This is a genomic window from Escherichia sp. WS2035 (assembly GCF_046487065.1).
GTDB lineage: Bacteria > Pseudomonadota > Gammaproteobacteria > Enterobacterales > Enterobacteriaceae > Escherichia > Escherichia coli.
This window is the reverse complement of the sequence record NZ_JBJQKD010000004.1, coordinates 59,636-78,340: the sequence shown is the minus strand read 5'-3', so window position 1 is coordinate 78,340 and position 18,705 is coordinate 59,636. Positions and strand designations below refer to the sequence as shown.

The window sequence follows — 18,705 nt, the reverse complement described above, 5'->3', positions numbered from 1 at the left end:
ATGAATATAGGGAGAGGTAAAATGCGTCGGGTCAGGCAGTCAGATTCTTAAAATACAAACGTCGTATCCCTGAACGGATTGTTTTCTGTTAAGTTCAGGTTGTGAGCATAATTCGCCGGAGGGATATTAAAATGAATGGAAAATTGCAAAGTTCGGATGTAAAAAACGAAACTCCGTACAATATTCCCTTATTGATTAACGAAAATGTGATCTCCAGCGGAATTTCTCTGATATCGCTCTGGCATACCTACGCCGACGAGCATTATCGGGTGATCTGGCCGCGGGACAAGAAGAAACCGCTTATCGCCAACTCATGGGTTGCGGTGTATACCGTACAAGGATGTGGGAAAATTCTTTTAAAGAATGACGAACAAATAACTCTGCATGGCAACTGTATTATATTTTTAAAGCCAATGGATATTCACTCTTATCACTGTGAAGGTTTGGTCTGGGAACAGTACTGGATGGAATTTACCCCCACCAGTATGATGGATATTCCCGTCGGTCAGCAAAGCGTTATTTATAATGGCGAAGTTTATAATCAGGAACTTACCGAAGTTGCTGAGTTAATTACTTCACCAGAAGCAATAAAAAATAATCTGGCAGTCGCTTTTCTGACGAAAATTATTTATCAGTGGATTTGTCTTATGCACGCAGTCGGTAAAAAAGATCCACAACGGCGGCAAATTGAAAAATTAATTGCCACTTTACATGCCAGTCTACAACAACGCTGGAGCGTAGCTGATATGGCTGCCACGATCCCCTGTAGCGAGGCCTGGTTGCGTCGTCTGTTTTTACGCTATACCGGCAAGACGCCGAAAGAATATTACCTCGATGCGCGTCTGGATCTGGCGCTATCGCTATTAAAGCAACAAGGGAACTCGGTTGGCGAAGTCGCTGATACGCTCAACTTCTTCGACTCCTTTCATTTCAGCAAAGCCTTTAAGCATAAATTTGGTTATGCGCCGTCAGCTGTGCTGAAGAATACGGACAGGTAATAACCAGAATGGCGAGTGTGTAAATGACTCGATGATGTTCAGAAATACCAGGCGGAGTACCATTTACGGCGACTCCACCGGGAAAAGAGTTAACCGATACTCCAGAAGAGCACCGCCAGTAATTGGGGTGTGATAATGCGCAGGAACATCACTAACGGATAGACAGTGGCGTAAGAGAGCGCCGCTGCACCGCTGGTTGGATGAAGATTATTAGCAAACGCCAGCGCCGGAGGATCGGTCATGGAACCTGCCAGCATCCCGCACATGGTCAGGTAATTCATTTTGGCTAACATCCGCGCCAGAATACCAACAGTAATCAGCGGAACGGCGGTGATCAGGGCACCATAACCAATCCAGCTTAGCCCTTCGCCATCCACCAGTGTATGGATAAAATCGCCGCCGGATTTCAGGCCAACGACCGAGAGGAACAGTACGATCCCCAGCTCCCGCAGCGCGAGGTTGGCGCTTGGCGGCATAAACCAGTACAGCTTGCCGATACTGCCGATACGCCCGAGAATCAACGCCATAATCAGCGGACCGCCCGCCAGCCCCAGTTTCAACGCGGCCGGAAATCCCGGCACAAAGACGGGAATAGAACCTAACAATACGCCAAGCCCGATACCAATAAACACTGGCAGCATCTGAACCTGTTGCAGTTTTTGCTGCGCATTCCCCAGCACATTGGCAACGGCATCAATTGCGGACGGACGCCCCACCAGGTTGAGGATATCGCCGAACTGCAGGCTGATATCGCTACTTGCAACTAATTCAACACCAGCACGGTTCAGGCGCGAGATAACAACGTCATAGCGTTCTTTAAAGTGCAGGTCGCGAATACGTTTACCGAGCACGTTTTCATTGGTGACCACCACACGCTCGACGCGCAAATCAGTGCCTTTCGTAGACAGCGAGGTATCGACCTCCTGACCAATCACCAGTTGCGCATTATGTAAATCCGCAGGCTGCCCCACCAGATGCAGCAAATCGCCCAGTTGAATAACGGTTTCTGGCGAAGGCACTTTTAGGGTTTCTTCTCGTTTCAATCGTGAGCAAATAACTTTATCGCCATTGAGAATCGGCACATCTTTAATGGCTAAATTATGCAAATTAGGATTCTCAACTCGGATGTTAATCGTCCTGATTAGCGCACCGCCGTTGGTTCGCGTGGACTCGTGCTGCTGGGCCTCAGTCTCAACATTGACGCGGAAAATAACCCGCAGCATCCACATAGTGAACAAAATGCCGCAAATCCCAAATGGATACGCCATCGCATAGCTCATCCCCATTTGATCGACCATCGCCATCGGTGTCCCCAGGTCGCGCAAGATCTGCTGCCCTGCCCCCAGCGCTGGCGTATTGGTGACCGCGCCGGAAAAAATCCCCAGCACGACCGGCAGTGGAATATCAAACAGTTTATGCAGGATGGCGGTAACCAGACCACCGATGATGACGATCAGAACAGCAAACAGGTTGAGGCGTAATCCGGAGACGCGCAATGAGGCAAAGAAGCCCGGCCCTACCTGAATCCCGATGGTATAAACGAACAGGATCAGGCCAAATTCCTGAATAACATGCAGCATATCGCTACTTAATGTCATCCCCGCCTGAGAAACAAAATGGCCGACGATGATCCCGCCGAACAGCACGCCGCCAATGCCCAATCCAACACCGCGAAACTTGACGTTGCCGATAAACAACCCGACGACCGCCACCAAAGCCAGAATACTGACCGTTAATGCTATATCACTCATCGTCCATTTCTCTTGAAATAACATTTTAATTGCTACGGATTATGGCTGAATCGGTGAAGCAGATTTGCCTTATAGCGCACATTATCACGGGAAAGAACGTGCCGAAATATCTTAAACAGGCGAAATTTAACGCATTGTTGAAGAAAAAAGACAAAAAAAAAGCCCCACCAGAATGGCGGGGCAAAGAGAATAGCTAGTTAGCTATTTAACGCGGGACGTTCGCTGATAGCGATACGCTGCGCTGCGATGGGTTCAGGCTCATTACGAATTAAATCAATATGCAGTAAACCGTTTACGAAGGTTGCGCCAGAGACTTCCATATTTTCAGCCAGCGTAAAGCTCAGGCTAAAAGGCTGATTCATAAGCCCTTGATGCAGCCATTTTTTCTCTTCTTTTGGCTGCTCCGGTGTGCCTTTTACGCTCAGGCGCGTACCTTCCAGTTGAATCTCTAAATCTTCCTGACGAAAACCTGCCAGCGCGAGGGTAATGCGGTAGTGGTTATCGTCGCTTTTCTCAATGTTGTACGGCGGGAAGCTCTGGCTTTCACCGGCGTTTTGCAGTGCGTTGGCCAGTTTGTCAAAACCGATCCATTGACGCATCAGTGGGGATAAATCGAAGTTACGCATAGTCATTTCTCCTTCTAAGAAGCGAGTAAGTACCTGCAAATCCGAAGATTCGCATATGCTCCCTGACGGCGAGCATGGAGATGTCAGGCCGCGCCAGGCGGCCTTAGGGAATTAGTTGATTTCGATACGGCGCGGTTTTTTCGCTTCCGGAATCACGCGTTCGAGATCGATATACAGCAGACCATTCACCAGGTTAGCACCACGAACATGAATGTTCTCAGCTAACTGGAATTTACGTTCAAAGTTGCGTTCAGCGATGCCCTGGTACAGATAGGTGCGCTCTTTTTGTTCGTCGGCGTGAGCACCTTTCACCACCAGCAGATTATCCTGGGCGGTAATTTCCAGTTCGCTCTCAGCAAAACCAGCCACAGCGATAGCAATGCGGTAATGGTTTTCGTCTACCAGTTCAACGTTATACGGAGGGTAGCCGCCATTACTCTGGCTCTGGTTGTTTTCTAAGTGGTTAAACAAACGGTCAAATCCAATAGCAGAACGGTAAAGCGGGGATAAATCAAAGTTACGCATAATCAATAGCTCCTGAAATCAGCGAGAATCTAAGACCTTCCACAATGGACAGGTCAGGTAGCCAGAACACCCATCAGGCGCGTCCTCATCGGCTACGATGTAAAAATGGGTCTGGAAATGAACTTTTCAAGCCTTATCAGCGGACTTTTTTTTGCAGTTTATGGTCTATTGCATAGACTGAGGGGGCAGCACGAAACGTTAAAGTGCGATAGCCGCCACAGTGCGACGTAATGATGATGTTATTTTCAGCAAGGGATCGCTATAACTCATCAGGCCAACACCCACGATCAACAGATGAATTTATTATGATAAAAAATGTGTTGTTAGCGTTCATGATATGCAGCGGAATGACATTACTCGGAGGATGCTCCAGCGTGATGTCCCATACCGGGGGGAAAGAAGGAACGTATCCTGGCACCCGCGCCAGCGCAACCATGATTGGCGACGATGAAACCAACTGGGGCACAAAATCGCTGGCGATACTCGACATGCCATTTACCGCAGTACTGGACACAATATTGCTACCGTGGGATGTGTTCCGCAAAGACAGCTCAGTGCGCTCGCGCGTTGAAAAAAGCGAAGCCGACGCGCAAGAAACCAATAACGTCATTCCCCCCGCCAAAATGCCTGCAAACTGAGAGCTAGCGGTCAGTTTCGGTGATCCACAACTGACCGTCCTCCATCCACGCCAACCATTGACCATCCGGCGAGAAAACCACGGCGTCCGCAGAAGGTGGATTGGCGTGGTTTTCGGTTAAATACTCAACCTCGCCGCTTTGCGCATGGGCACAAGCAATCCGATTATCCAGCACAAATCCCAGCCATTCGCCTGATGGATGCCAGTTAAATGCAGACTGAATATCCGTTTTATTATGGGTTAACTGGCGTGGTTCACCGCCCTGTGGCGAGATAAGCCACAGTTGCACAATGCCGTTATCATCACGCATTAAAAACGCGATTTGCGTACCCTGCGGATTACAGCGCACCCAGTGGCGCGGGACGTTGACTAATCCCGGAGAAGCCCGATGGTGCGTAAAGGTTAAACGTCGCTGCACGACACCACGCGGTGGCGCGGGCAGGGTTGTTTCCGTTCCACTTAACGGCGCATCACCTGCCACTTTCCAGCCAGCTTCATCTTGCGGCAACTCGACAATAAACAGCTCCGGCACTTTCTCGCCCTTTGGCGAAAGTGTGTCGCCAATAAACGCCAGCGCGTGATTTCCTACCCATCCTTCTTCATAAGCACGATTGATTTCATCACTGCCAGGCTGTGGCGTGGGCGTGGTTTTACTTACCAGCACGCACCAGTGGCTACCGCTGTATTCACGCGGATGCTGCTTTTGTACGTTGACCGGGCCAAACGGTGCAGCAACACCGACATTTCGCAAATCCAGCGCCGGATCGAGTTCATGCATTACATGGTCGTTGTAGGTAAAGCTCACCCTTTCACCGTTTGGGCTAAAGACATGTACATGACTGCCGCCGCGCAGCGCTCCTGGCGTATATGGCGCGGTAATATCCATTGCATCGAGATTGCTCACCTTGCCGCTTTCAACAATCACTCCGCGCCGATGATGAAAGTCGTAATACCATGTTTCATCAGGATTTTCCGGGCCGTGGATGAAGACATACTTCTCTGACTTCGGATGAACGGTCACCACGCCGACGTATGCGCCCTGTGACGCGCGATAGATAACCTCGACCTCGCCGGTATGGATATTCACACGCTCAATGGTCTCGCCGGTAAACGACGCCCCAGAAGGCCGCACGTCAAACACCAGCCACTGGCTGTCGGGCGTCCAGGTATTGGTATTGGTGAGCAGGTGATTACGGGGAGCAAAGGTTATCTGTTTCATGGCGCGGTCCTGATACAAAACGGTTCCCGCCATCATACTTCACAAGGACTTCACTTTCAGACAATAGTCTTTTGCCATCGTGATGAATGTGAGTGAAAAGATGGAACATTTCGACGTGGCGATTATTGGCCTCGGCCCGGCAGGGTCGGCGTTGGCGCGAAAGTTAGCAGGCAAAATGCAGGTGATCGCGCTGGATAAAAAGCACCAGTGTGGTACTGAAGGTTTCAGCAAACCTTGTGGCGGTCTTCTGGCACCGGACGCGCAGCGATCTTTTATTCGCGATGGACTGACGCTTCCTGTCGATGTCATCGCCAACCCGCAGATTTTCAGCGTCAAAACCGTCGACGTCGCCGCATCGCTCACGCGTAACTACCAGCGAAGCTATATCAATATTAATCGCCATGCTTTCGACTTGTGGATGAAATCGCTGATCCCCGCCAGCGTTGAGGTTTACCACGACAGCCTGTGTCGAAAAATCTGGCGTGAGGATGATAAATGGCATGTCATTTTTCGCGCAGACGGCTGGGAGCAGCATATTACCGCCCGCTATCTGGTCGGTGCCGATGGTGCCAACTCGATGGTGCGGCGACATCTCTACCCGGATCATCAGATTCGTAAATATGTCGCCATCCAGCAGTGGTTCGCAGAGAAACATCCGGTACCGTTCTACTCCTGCATCTTTGATAATGCGATAACTGACTGTTACTCATGGAGTATCAGCAAAGACGGTTATTTTATCTTTGGCGGTGCCTATCCCATGAAAGACGGTCAGACGCGTTTCACGACGCTAAAAGAGAAAATGAGCGCCTTTCAGTTCCAGTTTGGTAAGGCGGTGAAAAGCGAAAAATGCACGGTGCTGTTTCCCTCACGCTGGCAGGATTTTGTCTGCGGCAAGGACAACGCCTTTCTGATTGGCGAAGCGGCGGGATTTATCAGCGCCAGCTCGCTGGAGGGGATTAGCTATGCGCTGGATAGCGCAGAGATTCTGCGTTCGGTATTACTGAAGCAGCCAGAGAAGCTCAATACCGCTTACTGGCGCGCCACTCGCAAACTGCGTTTAAAACTCTTCGGCAAGATAGTAAAAAGCCGATGCCTGACCGCACCGGCTTTAAGAAAGTGGATTATGCGCAGTGGAGTGGCACATATTCCACAGTTGAAAGATTATCCAACGCGCTTCACATCGCCCACCAGCAGGATGTAAGAGAGCGCGCCAATCAACGCGACGGCGGAGATATAAACCAGTGCAGGCGCGAAACCGTAACCCTGCGCCAGGTACCCCACCACCAGCGGAACGGTGATGCCGCCCAGACCACCGGCAAAGTTAAACACGCCGCCGGTTAAACCAATCAGGCGCATCGGTGCCAGAGAAGAGACCAGCGACCAGGTTATCGAAGCAAAACCGTTGCCGAAGAATGCCAGCGCCATCAGGCACATAATCATCATCGGATCGTTGGTGTAGTTCGCACCCATAATGCAGGTGGAGATCAGCAAGCCGCAGATAATCGGCGTTTTACGCGCAAAGCCCAGTGAAAAGCCCTTACGTACCAGCAGATCCGCGACCCAGCCAGAGAGCAGGACGCCAATAAACGCCGCGAGGAATGGCACCGTGGTCATAAAACCTGCTTTCAGCGCCGTGATTCCTTTTTCCTGGGTTAAATAGTTCGGGAACCAGGTTAAGAAAAACCACAGTGTAGAAGCCACCGCAAATTGCCCAAGATAGACACCGATCAGTTTACGATGGAACACCAGTTTCCAGTCTTTGGCTGTTAACGGCTGACGCGCCTCTTTTTTCACCGGCGCATCGCCATCCACCAGACCGCCGCCATCACGAATGTAATCCAGTTCAGCTTTGCTGATGCCTTTGGTCAGACGCGGCGGCTGATAAACCTTAAACCAAATCAGCGACCAGATAATGCCGATACCACCGGTGACAATGAACACCCAGTGCCAGCTCAACATCTCCTGAATCCAGATCAGCAGCGGAGTCAGAAACGCCAGACCGACAAACTGACCAGACGTATAAAAACCAACGGCAGAAGCGCGTTCATGTTCCGGGAACCAACTGGTTACCATCCGGTTATTGGTCGGGAACGCGGGCGCTTCGAAAATACCGGTTATCGCGCGCAGACCAATTAATGACATTAAGCCCGTGGCAAAGCCCTGGAATAACGTCGCCACTGACCAGCCAAATATCGCAATAAAATAAGTCACGCGTGAACCTACGCGATCTAAAAACCAACCGCCGGGGATCTGACATAGCGTATAAAGCCAGGCGAAGGCCGAAAATACATAGCCCATTTGCGCTTTAGTAATACCAAACTCTTCCTGAATATGGGCAGAAGCCACGGCCAGGTTAGCACGGTCAACATAACAAATGACCACCGTAATAAAGATCATCACCAGCGTCAGATAACGCCGACGCCCCGGCTTTGCTGCATTAACGGGAATATCCATAGCGAGCTTTCTCCTGATTTTGGGCATAGCGAAGCCGCTCACCATGCACTGTAATTTACAGAGGGTTATATTTTTGTATTGCTGTTTTAGTGCCCGATGAGGGGCTTACGTGGCAGGAATTACCACTCTGCTACGCTGTTATCTTCATGACGCCAGAGCGGATTACGCCAGTCCGGGGCATTTTTACTGAACTCAATAACTTTAGCTTCGTCGATTTCCACGCCTAAGCCCGGTTTCGTTAATGGTTTAAAGAAACCGCCGACCATGCTGAAGTCCTCTTTGTTTTTCACAAAGTCGAGTAACTCCGCGCCTTTGTTGTAATGAATGCCCATACTTTGTTCCTGAAGGACGGCGTTATAGGAAACAAAGTCGATATGCAGGCAAGCCGCCAGTGCAATCGGTCCGAGCGGACAGTGCGGCGCAAGGGTCACGTCATAGGCTTCTGCCATTCCGGCAATTTTGTAGCATTCGGTAATACCGCCTGCGTGGGAGAGATCCGGTTGCAGAATCGAAATACCGCCTGCCTCCAGCACACGTTTAAAATCGAAGCGTGAGAACATGCGCTCACCCGCCGCCAGTGGAATATGCGTTTGTGCCGCCAGTTTCGGGTAGTATTCGGCCTGTTCCGCCAGCACCGGCTCTTCAATAAACAGCGGACGATACGGTTCCAGCTCTTTAATCAGCACTTTCGCCATCGGCGCGCTGACGCGACCATGGAAGTCCAGACCAAACTCAATCTGATTGCCAAAAGCTTCACGAATTTGTGCCACGGTGTTGACTGCCGCATCTACCGCGCGGGAGTTATCAATTAGCCCCAGTTCTTCACAACCGTTCAGTTTGAAGGTATCGAAGCCGATTTCGCGTAGCGTTTTAATGCCGTCGATAACATCCGCCGGACGATCGCCGCCGACCCAACTGTAGGCTTTAATTTTGTCGCGAACCAGGCCGCCCATCAGTTGCCAGACCGGCGCATTCAGCACTTTGCCTTTGATATCCCATAAAGCCTGGTCGATCCCGGCGATGGCACTCATCAGAATCGGACCGCCACGATAAAATCCGGCGCGATACATCACTTGCCATAAGTCGTTGATGCGTGACGGGTCCTGACCAATCAAATAGTCACTCAGCTCGTGGACTGCCGCTTCCACCGTGCGAGCGCGACCTTCAATCACGGGCTCGCCCCAACCGACCACGCCTTCATCGGTTTCAATTTTCAGGAACATCCAGCGGGGAGGTAAACGATACGTGGTAATTTTGGTGATTTTCATTGCACTGCCTCTCGATACGCCTTAACAAATGCTGCTGCCTGCTGCGCAGTCCGTTCTACGGACTGCCCGGCGCGATAGAGATCGCTACCTAAGCCCGCTCCGGCACAGCCTGCATCTATCCACTGCGCCAGGTTTTCTGGCGTCACACCGCCAACGGCAAAGACCGCGATGTTCGGTGGTAATACCGCTTTTAATGCTTTGATGTATTGCGGACCAAAAGCCGATGACGGAAATATTTTCAGTGCCTGCGCACCCGCGTCGAGCGCGGTAAAGGCTTCGGTCGCCGTCGCGCAGCCGGGGCAGACGGTCATGCCGTAGCCCACCGCACGGCGGATCACTTCACTATGGATATTGGGCGTAACGATGAGCTGACAGCCCATTCTGGCGAGCGCATCGACCTGTTCAGGTTTCAGTACCGTACCTGCGCCAATCAACGCCTTGTCGCCATACGCATCAACGATGGCGGGAATGCTCTGCTCCCATTGTGGAGAATTCAGCGGGATTTCAACCGCGTCGAACCCGGCGTCAATCACCGCGCCAACATGCGCCAGCGCCTCGTCGGGCGTAATGCCGCGCAAAATGGCGATCAGCGGGAGTTTAGTTTGCCACTGCATGAGCGATGTTCCTTATACCAGCCTGAAATGCCGTGTCGCCCGCCACCGCCGTCACGTCACAACCCATCGCCTGAAAGGCTTGCTGGTAGCGCGCGGTCAGCGATGTTCCGGCGACAAGGGTGATGACTTGTTGATGGGCCACATAGTCGCGCATACTGGCGACCTCTGCGCCAATCAACAAACCAGAGAGAAATTCGCTGACCTGTTCGCGGGGAAGTGTTCCCAGCACATGCGAGGCGCGAACTTCAAAAAGCTGTGGCAATACGGCGGGCGCATTAAGGCCACGCTCAAGACCAGCCGCGAAAGCATCGACAGCGTTTTCCTGCGGCGGCAAACCTGCGCCAATCAATGAGTGATTTAACAGTAAATGATGTAATTCACCGGTCATCACGGTGCGAAAATCGTTAATTTGCTGGCTATCGGCCTGCACCCATTTGCAATGCGTACCGGGCATGACATAAAGAGAGGAAGGAGCGAGAGTGCGCGCGCCGATCAATTGTGTTTCTTCGCCACGCATCACATTGTGGTTATCGTCATGAGAGACGCATAATCCGGGAATAATCCAGATATTGTCGCCAACAGACGTTAATTGTTCGCCAATAGACGAAAAACGGGCAGGAATGGATAAATACGGCGCAACTTTCCAGCCGACATTGCTGCCGACCATTCCTGCCATTACCACTGGCGTATTCTCTTCACGCCAGTCGGTCGTCACTTCTGCTAACACCGCAGCCGGAGATTTTCCATTCAGGCGCGTGACGCCTGCTTCTGATTGCCTGCTGTCCAGGCAGTGGTCGCCCTGATAAAGCCAGGCGCGCAGATTGGTCGATCCCCAGTCAATTGCGATGTAGCGAGCTGTCATGTGATTTCCTTTAACCTTCGTGTCGAGCTGGCGATCATGGTAAGCGCCGCCTGCTCTGCCGCATCGCCGTCCTGATGCCTTATCGCATCGAACAGCGCCTTATGTTCCTGGAGCGTTTGCGGCATGTTGGCCTCATCGCCCATCCAGGTTCGTTCAAAAACCGCCCGCTGCAGCGAACTGATCGCAATGCTCAGTTGTTGTAACACCGGGTTATGCACCGACTGCAGCACCGCCTCGTGGTAGCGAATATCCGCTTCGTTAAACGCTTCGCGGTCCTGATTGTTAGCAATCATCTCGTTCAGCGCCGATTCAATCTGCGCCAGATCGCTGGAGGTCGCGCGCTCTGCTGCCCAACGGGCAATAGCCGGCTCTACCAGGTTTCGCACTTCGCTCATTGCACTGATAAGCCGTGGGTCATAGTCGTTTTCCAGCACCCATTGCAGTACGTCAGTGTCGAGGTAATTCCACTGGTTACGCGGAGCCACAAACGCCCCGCGATAACGTTTCATTTCAATCAGCCGCTTCGCCATCAGCGAACGAAATACCTCACGGATGATGTTGCGCGAGGTTGCAAACTCCTCACAGAGTTCTGCCTCAGCCGGAAGCGGCGAGCCTGGCACGTATTTGCCGTGAACGATCTGTTTACCCAGCGTAATAACGATGCGATCGGTTTTATTGAGAGTCATGGAGAGTCCTTGTGCTCTGTATGTTCTTCTCTACTTTACCCCGATCGATGCATAACGCGGCAATTTTGTAGTACCAGCGTGATGACGTTCGCGTTTGCTGTGCGCATAATGTAGTACAAATTTATATTGTTGTACTACAATTTAGATCACAAAAAGAACAATCCATAAGAAAATGTTCTACGTCGGGCAAAAATCTGAAAAGGGAGATCAGGCGCTAAACAGGAGGGAAAGAAGAGTATGCTTTCAACGGCTTAGCACTCTTGTTTAAAGGATTAATCATGAAATTGAATTTTAAAGGATTTTTTAAGGCTGCCGGTTTGTGTTCTTTGGCATTTGCGTTGACCGGATGTATCACCTGGGGATTGGTTTCCAATACTGCAAGCCGTCCACATGCCGAGCAATGGCGGTCAGACACGATTAAGGGTTTATCGCTGGCTGAAGACAGTAACGGTACGAAAGGTTATGTTTTTGTTGGTGAATCGTTGGACTATCTATTGACCACCGGCGGCGATGAGGTGGTTAACATGCTGAACGATCCGGCAATCCATGGTGAAAGAATCACCGTTTCTGATAACGCGAAATTTATTTTAAGCAGCAGTAATAAGAATTTCTCTGGTGCTATTACGCTCTATTACGACTGGAACAACGAAGAAGATAAGGCACTGGCAACACAATATGGTTTTATTTGTGATACCCGGCGTTGTACATGGATGCTGGACGGTTTGAAAGGCTCAATCCACCAGAAAAATAAAAAAGCGGATTACTCAAACGTGATGGTTTTCCATCAACCCTTTACGGTGGGATTTTATGAGTACAAAGCAACAGATGGCGTCCCGCGCGGCCTCGTTAATGCGCTGCTGCCAGTCACTCTTACGCTGGATATAGTAACGTCACCACTCCAGTTCCTGATTTTATGCACGACCAGAAATTGTTAATCGCTGCGGGCAAACGCATTCATGCCGTTTGCCCGTTCACTGATTAATTCAGCACATACTTCTCAATAGCAAATGCCACGCCATCTTCAAGGTTAGATTTGGTGACAAAGTTCGCCACTTCTTTCACCGAAGGAATAGCGTTATCCATCGCCACACCGACGCCTGCATATTCAATCATTGCGATGTCGTTTTCCTGATCGCCAATCGCCATGATTTCTTCCGGTTTAATACCTAACACGTCGGCCAGTGATTTCACACCCGTACCTTTGTTAACGCGTTTATCGAGGATTTCGAGGAAGTACGGCGCACTTTTCAGCACGGTGTATTTTTCTTTCACTTCCTGCGGAATACGCGCAATGGCCTGGTCGAGGATGGCGGGTTCATCAATCATCATCACTTTCAGGAACTGGGTATTGGGGTCCATTTTCTCCGCTTCGCAGAACACCAGCGGAATGGTGGCAACGAAAGATTCATGCACCGTGTAGTAGCTGATATCTCGGTTGGCGGTGTACAGCGTGGTGCGGTCCAGGGCGTGGAAATGAGAACCGACTTCGCGAGAGAGTTTTTCCAGGAAACGGTAGTCGTCATAGCTGAGAGCGGTTTGCGCCACGGTGCTACCATCAGCGGCCTTCTGTACCAGCGCGCCGTTATAAGTAATGCAGTAGTCGCCCGGCTGTTCCATATGCAGCTCTTTCAGGTAATTGTGAACACCTGCATAAGGGCGACCCGTCGTTAGCACGACATTCACGCCACGGGCGCGAGCTGCGGCAATCGCATTTTTAACGGCGGGTGAAATGGTGTGATCGGGCAGCAGAAGGGTGCCATCCATATCGATAGCAATGAGTTTGATAGCCATGAGTTCCCCAGGTAGATTGGTTCCTGACCCATGCTAACGCGATTCCGCTCAAAAATCAGTACAACACCCGAGGGAAAAGGGGATGCAACGCGCATTGCGTGCTCCCCATTTGCTTAGCGGAAGAGTTTCCCTTTCAGCAGTTCCATACCTGCGGAAAGCAGATCGTTATTGGCTTGTGGTGACACTTCACCTTGCGGTGAGAGTGCATCAATAATCTTCGGCAATTGTTCTGCCAGTAAACTGGAAGCTGTACTGGTATCCACGCCAAGTTTTTGCCCGAGATCGGACACCGCATTTGTGCCGAGCGCCGATTCCACTTGCTCGCCGCTAACTGATTGATTGCTCTGTTGATTACTCAGCCAGGTTGAGAGAATGGCCCCTAAGCCGCCACTTTGCAGTTTTTCCAGCAGCACCTGAATGCCGCCCTGCTCCTCAACCCAGCTCAAAATCGCCTGATATTTCCCCGCATCGCCTTTCAGAAAGGCACCGACAACTTCATCAAAAAGCCCCATGATAATCACCTGTAAAGCGTTACGTGTTGACCCAAAAAGTATAGATCTGCGGGATGATAATTGCGGATTGCAGGAATAAAAAGGGCGGAGATGATCTCCGCCCGGACTGACGACTAAGTCATTTTATCAGCAACAAAAAGCCATTAAATATCGATATTCGCCGCTTTCAGAGCGTTCTCTTCGATAAACGCACGGCGCGGTTCAACGGCGTCGCCCATAAGCGTAGTGAACAACTGGTCGGCAGCAATCGCATCTTTAACGGTAACGCGCAGCATACGACGGCTTTCCGGGTCCATGGTGGTTTCCCACAGCTGTTCCGGGTTCATCTCGCCCAGACCTTTATAACGCTGGATGGAGAGGCCGCGACGGGACTCTTTCACCAGCCAGTCCAGCGCCTGCTCGAAGCTGGCTACCGGCTGACGACGTTCGCCACGTTCGATAAATGCATCTTCTTCCAGCAAGCCACGCAGTTTCTCACCCAGCGTGCAGATACGACGATATTCGCCGCCAGTGATAAATTCGTGATCCAGCGGATAGTCAGTATCCACACCGTGGGTACGCACGCGAACAATCGGCTCGAACAGGTTTTGTTCGGCATTGGTATGGACATCAAACTTCCACTGGCTGCCGTGCTGTTCTTTATCGTTCAGTTCGCTGACCAGCGCGTTCACCCAGCGGGTAACGGTTTGCTCGTCAGAAAGGTCGGTTTCCGTCAGCGTCGGCTGATAGATAAGCTCTTTCAGCATTGCTTTCGGATAACGACGCTCCATGCGGTTGATCATTTTCTGCGTCGCGTTGTACTCAGACACCAGTTTCTCTAACGCTTCGCCAGCCAGCGCCGGTGCACTGGCGTTGGTGTGCAGCGTTGCGCCATCCAGCGCGATAGAGATCTGGTACTGATCCATCGCTTCGTCGTCTTTAATGTACTGTTCCTGCTTACCTTTCTTCACTTTGTACAGCGGCGGCTGAGCGATGTAGACGTGACCACGTTCAACGATTTCCGGCATCTGACGATAGAAGAAGGTCAACAGCAGCGTACGAATGTGCGAGCCGTCGACGTCCGCATCGGTCATGATGATGATGCTGTGATAACGCAGTTTGTCCGGGTTGTACTCGTCACGACCGATACCACAACCAAGCGCGGTGATAAGCGTCGCCACTTCCTGAGAAGAGAGCATCTTATCGAAGCGCGCTTTCTCGACGTTGAGGATTTTACCCTTCAGCGGCAGAATCGCCTGGTTCTTGCGGTTACGCCCCTGCTTCGCAGAGCCGCCCGCGGAGTCCCCTTCCACTAGGTATAGTTCGGAAAGCGCTGGGTCGCGTTCCTGGCAGTCTGCCAGTTTGCCCGGCAGGCCCGCTAAGTCGAGCGCACCTTTACGGCGAGTCATTTCACGCGCGCGACGCGCCGCTTCACGGGCACGGGCAGCATCGATAATTTTGCCAACCACGATTTTCGCGTCGGTTGGGTTTTCCAGCAGGTATTCCGCCAGCAGTTCGTTCATCTGCTGTTCAACCGCCGATTTCACCTCAGAAGAAACCAGTTTGTCTTTGGTCTGTGAGGAGAATTTCGGGTCCGGCACTTTCACGGAAACGACCGCAATCAGGCCTTCACGCGCATCGTCACCGGTGGCGCTGACTTTGGCTTTTTTGCTGTAGCCTTCTTTGTCCATGTAGGCGTTCAGAGTACGGGTCATCGCCGCACGGAAACCTGCCAGGTGAGTACCGCCGTCACGCTGCGGAATGTTGTTGGTAAAGCAGTAGATGTTTTCCTGGAAGCCATCGTTCCACTGCAACGCCACTTCGACGCCAATACCGTCTTTTTCGGTGGAAAAGTAGAAGATATTCGGGTGGATCGGCGTTTTGTTCTTGTTCAGATATTCAACGAACGCCTTGATGCCGCCTTCATAGTGGAAGTGGTCTTCTTTGCCGTCGCGCTTATCGCGCAGACGAATGGAAACGCCGGAGTTGAGGAACGACAACTCACGCAGACGTTTCGCCAGAATTTCATATTCGAACTCGGTCACATTGGTGAAGGTTTCAAGGCTTGGCCAGAAACGCACCATGGTGCCGGTTTTTTCAGTCTCGCCGGTAACCGCCAGCGGGGCCTGCGGTACACCGTGTTCGTAGATCTGACGGTGAATTTTACCCTCGCGCTGGATAACCAGCTCCAGTTTTTGCGACAGGGCGTTTACTACCGAAACACCAACGCCGTGCAGACCGCCGGACACTTTATAGGAGTTATCGTCAAATTTACCGCCTGCGTGCAGAACGGTCATGATCACTTCCGCCGCCGATACGCCCTCTTCCGGGTGAATACCGGTCGGAATGCCGCGCCCGTCATCCTGTACAGAGACAGAGTTATCGGCGTGAATGGTGACGATAATTTCTTTACAGTGACCCGCGAGCGCTTCGTCGATAGCGTTATCTACCACCTCGAATACCATGTGGTGCAGACCGGTGCCGTCATCCGTGTCGCCGATATACATACCCGGGCGCTTACGCACCGCATCCAGCCCTTTCAGGACTTTGATACTGGAGGAGTCATAAGAATTCGACATCAACGTTTCTCGCTCATTTATTCTTGGGTTAATCCGTTATTTTACCCTTTTCCACGGTAAACATCTTCGAATTTTCGTCCGACATGTCTATTACGTGTTCAGCACTGATCGCGCTGACAAAGACCTGTGATTGCGTCGCTTTTAAGCGGCTGGCAAGCAGCCCGCGACGCTCATCATCAAGCTCAGAGGCAAAATCATCTATCAGGTAGAGACACCGCCGCCCGCTTTCACGGGTGAGGAACTCTCCTTGCGCCAGACGTAAGGCGCACATCAACAGCTTAAGCTGTCCACGCGATAAGGTATCTTCCACCGGCGCACCGTCGGCGCGAATGCGTAAGTCCGCTTTATGCGGGCCGTGCGCGGTGTAGGTTAACTGGCGATCGCGTTCAAAATTACGTTCCAGCACCTCAGCGTACTCTGTCTCTTTCTCCCAGCCGCGCTGGAAAGAGAAAGTCAGAGAAAACTCAGGGAGAAATTGCTTACAGGTATCAGCCATATCGGCTGCGATACCGGCGCTATACTCCGCGCGCCAGGTGCTGATTTGCTCCGCCAGCGGGATCAGTTCTTTATCCCACGGGCGTAGCTGTTCGTAACGAGTCACCTGGCGCAGCGCCGCATTGCGCTGCTTGAGCAATCGCTTGAGATTGCTCCAGGCGGTGAAAAATCCGGGTTCGTTGTGAAAGCATCCCCAGTCGAGGAATGCTCTTCTGTATTTGGGGCCGCCATTGAGTAAAGTAAACCCTTCTGGCGTTATCAGCTGCATTGGCATCAGGTGCGCCAGCTCCGCGACTTTATGCCCGTCTGTACCGTCAATACGGACTTTGCTGTCGCCTTGTTTGTCTTTGGTTAAACCAATCGCCGTCTCACGCTCTTCGCCCTGTAATCGTCCGTGGAGAACAAACGCCTCCTGCTCGTGGCGAATGACGCGACCAATCTGCAAACTGCGAAACGCCCGACCGTGGCCGAGCGTATAGATGGCTTCCAGCACGCTGGTTTTGCCACTGCCGTTGGCACCTACCAGAAAGTTAAAGCCGGGAGATAAGGCGAGATCCGCGGTTTCAATGTTGCGGAAATCGCGGATCAACAAGCGGGTGAGGGACATTACAGTCTCATTGGCATGACAACATAAGCCGCGCTCTGGCTGGCCGCATCTTCAATCTGCACGCTGGAAACCGAATCGGTCAGCATCATGCGGACGTTTTCGCATTTCAGTGCGTTCAGAACATCCAGCACATAGCTGACGTTGAAGCCGATTTCCATCTCCGCACCGCTATAGGTAACGTCGAGGATCTCTTCCGCTTCTTCCTGTTCTGGGTTGTTGGCGGTGATTTTCAGCTGGTTTTCGCTGACATACAGACGCACGCCGCGGAATTTCTCGTTAGAGAGAATTGCCGCACGGGCAAACGCCTGCTTGAGCAGATCACAGCCAGCTTCCAGATGCTTGTCCGGGTTCTTCGGCAGAACGCGACGGTAATCCGGGAAGCGACCATCCACCAGTTTCGAGGTGAAGATAAAGTCGCCAACGTGGGCGCGAATGTTGTTGCTGCCAATCTGCACGCGCAGCGGATTGTCGCCGCCGTCGAGCATACGCATCAGTTCAATTACGCCTTTACGCGGCACGATCACCGAATGGCTTGGCAAAGATTGACCAATTGGCATTGAACAGACTGCCAGACGGTGGCCGTCGGTCGCCACGGTGCGCAGTTCTTCACCTTCGGTTTCAAACAGCATACCGTTTAAGTAATAGCGAACGTCCTGATGTGCCATAGAAAACTGGGTCGCTTCAATCAGACGCTTCATCGTCGCCTGCGGCAGGGTAAATTCGACTTCGCTCTGCCAGTCATCGAGGTTCGGGAAATCTGCCGCTGGCAGGGTAGACAGCGAAAAACGGCTACGCCCGGAGCGCACCAGCATCCGCTCACCTTCCAGCTGCACGGCAATTTCCGCGCCTTCAGGCAGACCACGGCAGATATCAAAGAATTTGCGCGCCGGAACGGTCGTCGCCCCTGGTTCGTGCGGCTGAACCAGCGCAACGCGTGCCACCATTTCCATCTCGAGATCAGTACCGGTCAGCGACAACGTACCGTCAGCAACCTGTAACAGCAGATTACCGAGAATCGGTAGCGTAGGACGACCACCTAACGGACCGCTCACCTGTTGTAGCGGTTTTAATAAATGCTCACGTTCTACGGTAAATTTCATAG

General features: G+C 51.9%; 18 protein-coding genes and 1 other annotated feature. Of the genes, 4 read left to right on the top strand and 14 right to left on the bottom strand.

Annotated elements, in window-relative coordinates; genetic code table 11:
* Positions 1 to 131 precede the first annotated feature (131 nt).
* Positions 132 to 998, top strand: coding sequence for an AraC family transcriptional regulator (locus ACJHX4_RS09345; protein ID WP_001296571.1), 867 nt, complete (start codon positions 132 to 134; stop codon positions 996 to 998).
* A gap of 89 nt (positions 999 to 1,087) precedes the next feature.
* On the opposite strand, the gene ACJHX4_RS09340 is transcribed toward ACJHX4_RS09345, so the two are convergent.
* The 3 genes from ACJHX4_RS09340 to ibpA all read right to left on the bottom strand — a co-directional run bounded on the left by ACJHX4_RS09340 (position 1,088) and on the right by ibpA (position 3,900).
* Complete coding sequence (locus ACJHX4_RS09340) at positions 1,088 to 2,749, bottom strand: putative transporter (RefSeq protein ID WP_001279774.1); 1,662 nt, start codon at positions 2,747 to 2,749, stop codon at positions 1,088 to 1,090.
* Between the two features lie 197 nt (positions 2,750 to 2,946).
* Entirely contained in the window at positions 2,947 to 3,375 is a 429-nt protein-coding gene (gene ibpB, locus ACJHX4_RS09335; RefSeq protein WP_001243431.1) for a small heat shock chaperone IbpB, read from the bottom strand.
* Between the two features lie 111 nt (positions 3,376 to 3,486).
* The gene (ibpA, locus tag ACJHX4_RS09330; RefSeq protein WP_001243437.1) at positions 3,487 to 3,900 is read right to left on the bottom strand and encodes a small heat shock chaperone IbpA; all 414 of its coding nucleotides are present in this window, start codon (positions 3,898 to 3,900) and stop codon (positions 3,487 to 3,489) included.
* Positions 3,894 to 3,966, bottom strand: a sequence feature (ROSE (Repression Of Heat Shock gene Expression) occurs in the 5'-region of heat shock genes and acts as an RNA thermometer to modulate expression.). (Overlaps the previous gene by 7 nt.)
* Positions 3,967 to 4,205: 239 nt before the next feature.
* Between ibpA and ACJHX4_RS09325 the strand changes: the two genes are divergently transcribed.
* Positions 4,206 to 4,538 (top strand): YceK/YidQ family lipoprotein, encoded by a 333-nt coding sequence (locus ACJHX4_RS09325; protein WP_001296573.1) that lies wholly within the window; start codon positions 4,206 to 4,208, stop codon positions 4,536 to 4,538.
* 3 nt (positions 4,539 to 4,541) lie between these two features.
* Here ACJHX4_RS09325 and ACJHX4_RS09320 read toward each other — a convergent pair whose 3' ends face one another.
* Complete coding sequence (locus ACJHX4_RS09320) at positions 4,542 to 5,756, bottom strand: DUF3748 domain-containing protein (RefSeq protein WP_001532049.1); 1,215 nt, start codon at positions 5,754 to 5,756, stop codon at positions 4,542 to 4,544.
* A gap of 100 nt (positions 5,757 to 5,856) precedes the next feature.
* Between ACJHX4_RS09320 and cbrA the strand changes: the two genes are divergently transcribed.
* Positions 5,857 to 6,957, top strand: coding sequence for a colicin M resistance lipid reductase CbrA (cbrA, locus tag ACJHX4_RS09315; protein WP_001532050.1), 1,101 nt, complete (start codon positions 5,857 to 5,859; stop codon positions 6,955 to 6,957).
* Here the strand turns inward: cbrA and ACJHX4_RS09310 are convergent.
* From ACJHX4_RS09310 to dgoR, 5 genes are all read right to left on the bottom strand, one after another.
* Complete coding sequence (locus tag ACJHX4_RS09310) at positions 6,918 to 8,255, bottom strand: MFS transporter (RefSeq protein WP_000253439.1); 1,338 nt, start codon at positions 8,253 to 8,255, stop codon at positions 6,918 to 6,920. The two genes, cbrA and ACJHX4_RS09310, sit on opposite strands and share 40 nt — an antisense overlap.
* 74 nt (positions 8,256 to 8,329) lie before the next feature.
* The gene (gene dgoD, locus ACJHX4_RS09305) at positions 8,330 to 9,478 is read right to left on the bottom strand and encodes a galactonate dehydratase (protein ID WP_000705012.1); all 1,149 of its coding nucleotides are present in this window, start codon (positions 9,476 to 9,478) and stop codon (positions 8,330 to 8,332) included.
* On the bottom strand, positions 9,475 to 10,092 hold the full coding sequence (dgoA, locus tag ACJHX4_RS09300) for a 2-dehydro-3-deoxy-6-phosphogalactonate aldolase (RefSeq protein ID WP_001198715.1): 618 nt from the start codon (positions 10,090 to 10,092) through the stop codon (positions 9,475 to 9,477). Before dgoA ends, dgoD begins: the two co-directional genes overlap by 4 nt.
* Complete coding sequence (dgoK, locus tag ACJHX4_RS09295; protein WP_000127051.1) at positions 10,076 to 10,954, bottom strand: 2-dehydro-3-deoxygalactonokinase; 879 nt, start codon at positions 10,952 to 10,954, stop codon at positions 10,076 to 10,078. The genes dgoA and dgoK overlap by 17 nt, the downstream gene beginning before the upstream one ends.
* Positions 10,951 to 11,640: a D-galactonate utilization transcriptional regulator DgoR gene (gene dgoR, locus ACJHX4_RS09290; RefSeq protein WP_000174305.1), complete on the bottom strand. Its 690-nt coding sequence runs from the start codon at positions 11,638 to 11,640 to the stop codon at positions 10,951 to 10,953. Before dgoR ends, dgoK begins: the two co-directional genes overlap by 4 nt.
* Before the next feature lie 278 nt (positions 11,641 to 11,918).
* On the opposite strand from dgoR, the gene ACJHX4_RS09285 reads away from it, so the two are divergent.
* Positions 11,919 to 12,575, top strand: a complete 657-nt coding sequence (locus ACJHX4_RS09285; RefSeq protein WP_001296575.1) for a hypothetical protein — start codon at positions 11,919 to 11,921, stop codon at positions 12,573 to 12,575.
* Between the two features lie 43 nt (positions 12,576 to 12,618).
* On the opposite strand, the gene yidA is transcribed toward ACJHX4_RS09285, so the two are convergent.
* The 5 genes from yidA to dnaN all read right to left on the bottom strand — a co-directional run bounded on the left by yidA (position 12,619) and on the right by dnaN (position 18,703).
* Entirely contained in the window at positions 12,619 to 13,431 is an 813-nt protein-coding gene (yidA, locus tag ACJHX4_RS09280; protein ID WP_000985549.1) for a sugar-phosphatase, read from the bottom strand.
* 113 nt (positions 13,432 to 13,544) lie between these two features.
* On the bottom strand, positions 13,545 to 13,943 hold the full coding sequence (locus ACJHX4_RS09275; RefSeq protein WP_001296576.1) for a YidB family protein: 399 nt from the start codon (positions 13,941 to 13,943) through the stop codon (positions 13,545 to 13,547).
* A gap of 143 nt (positions 13,944 to 14,086) precedes the next feature.
* On the bottom strand, positions 14,087 to 16,501 hold the full coding sequence (gene gyrB, locus ACJHX4_RS09270; protein WP_000072072.1) for a DNA topoisomerase (ATP-hydrolyzing) subunit B: 2,415 nt from the start codon (positions 16,499 to 16,501) through the stop codon (positions 14,087 to 14,089).
* Positions 16,502 to 16,529: 28 nt separating this feature from the next.
* Complete coding sequence (gene recF / locus ACJHX4_RS09265; protein WP_000060112.1) at positions 16,530 to 17,603, bottom strand: DNA replication/repair protein RecF; 1,074 nt, start codon at positions 17,601 to 17,603, stop codon at positions 16,530 to 16,532.
* The gene (gene dnaN / locus ACJHX4_RS09260; protein ID WP_000673464.1) at positions 17,603 to 18,703 is read right to left on the bottom strand and encodes a DNA polymerase III subunit beta; all 1,101 of its coding nucleotides are present in this window, start codon (positions 18,701 to 18,703) and stop codon (positions 17,603 to 17,605) included. Before dnaN ends, recF begins: the two co-directional genes overlap by 1 nt.
* Positions 18,704 to 18,705 lie beyond the last annotated feature (2 nt).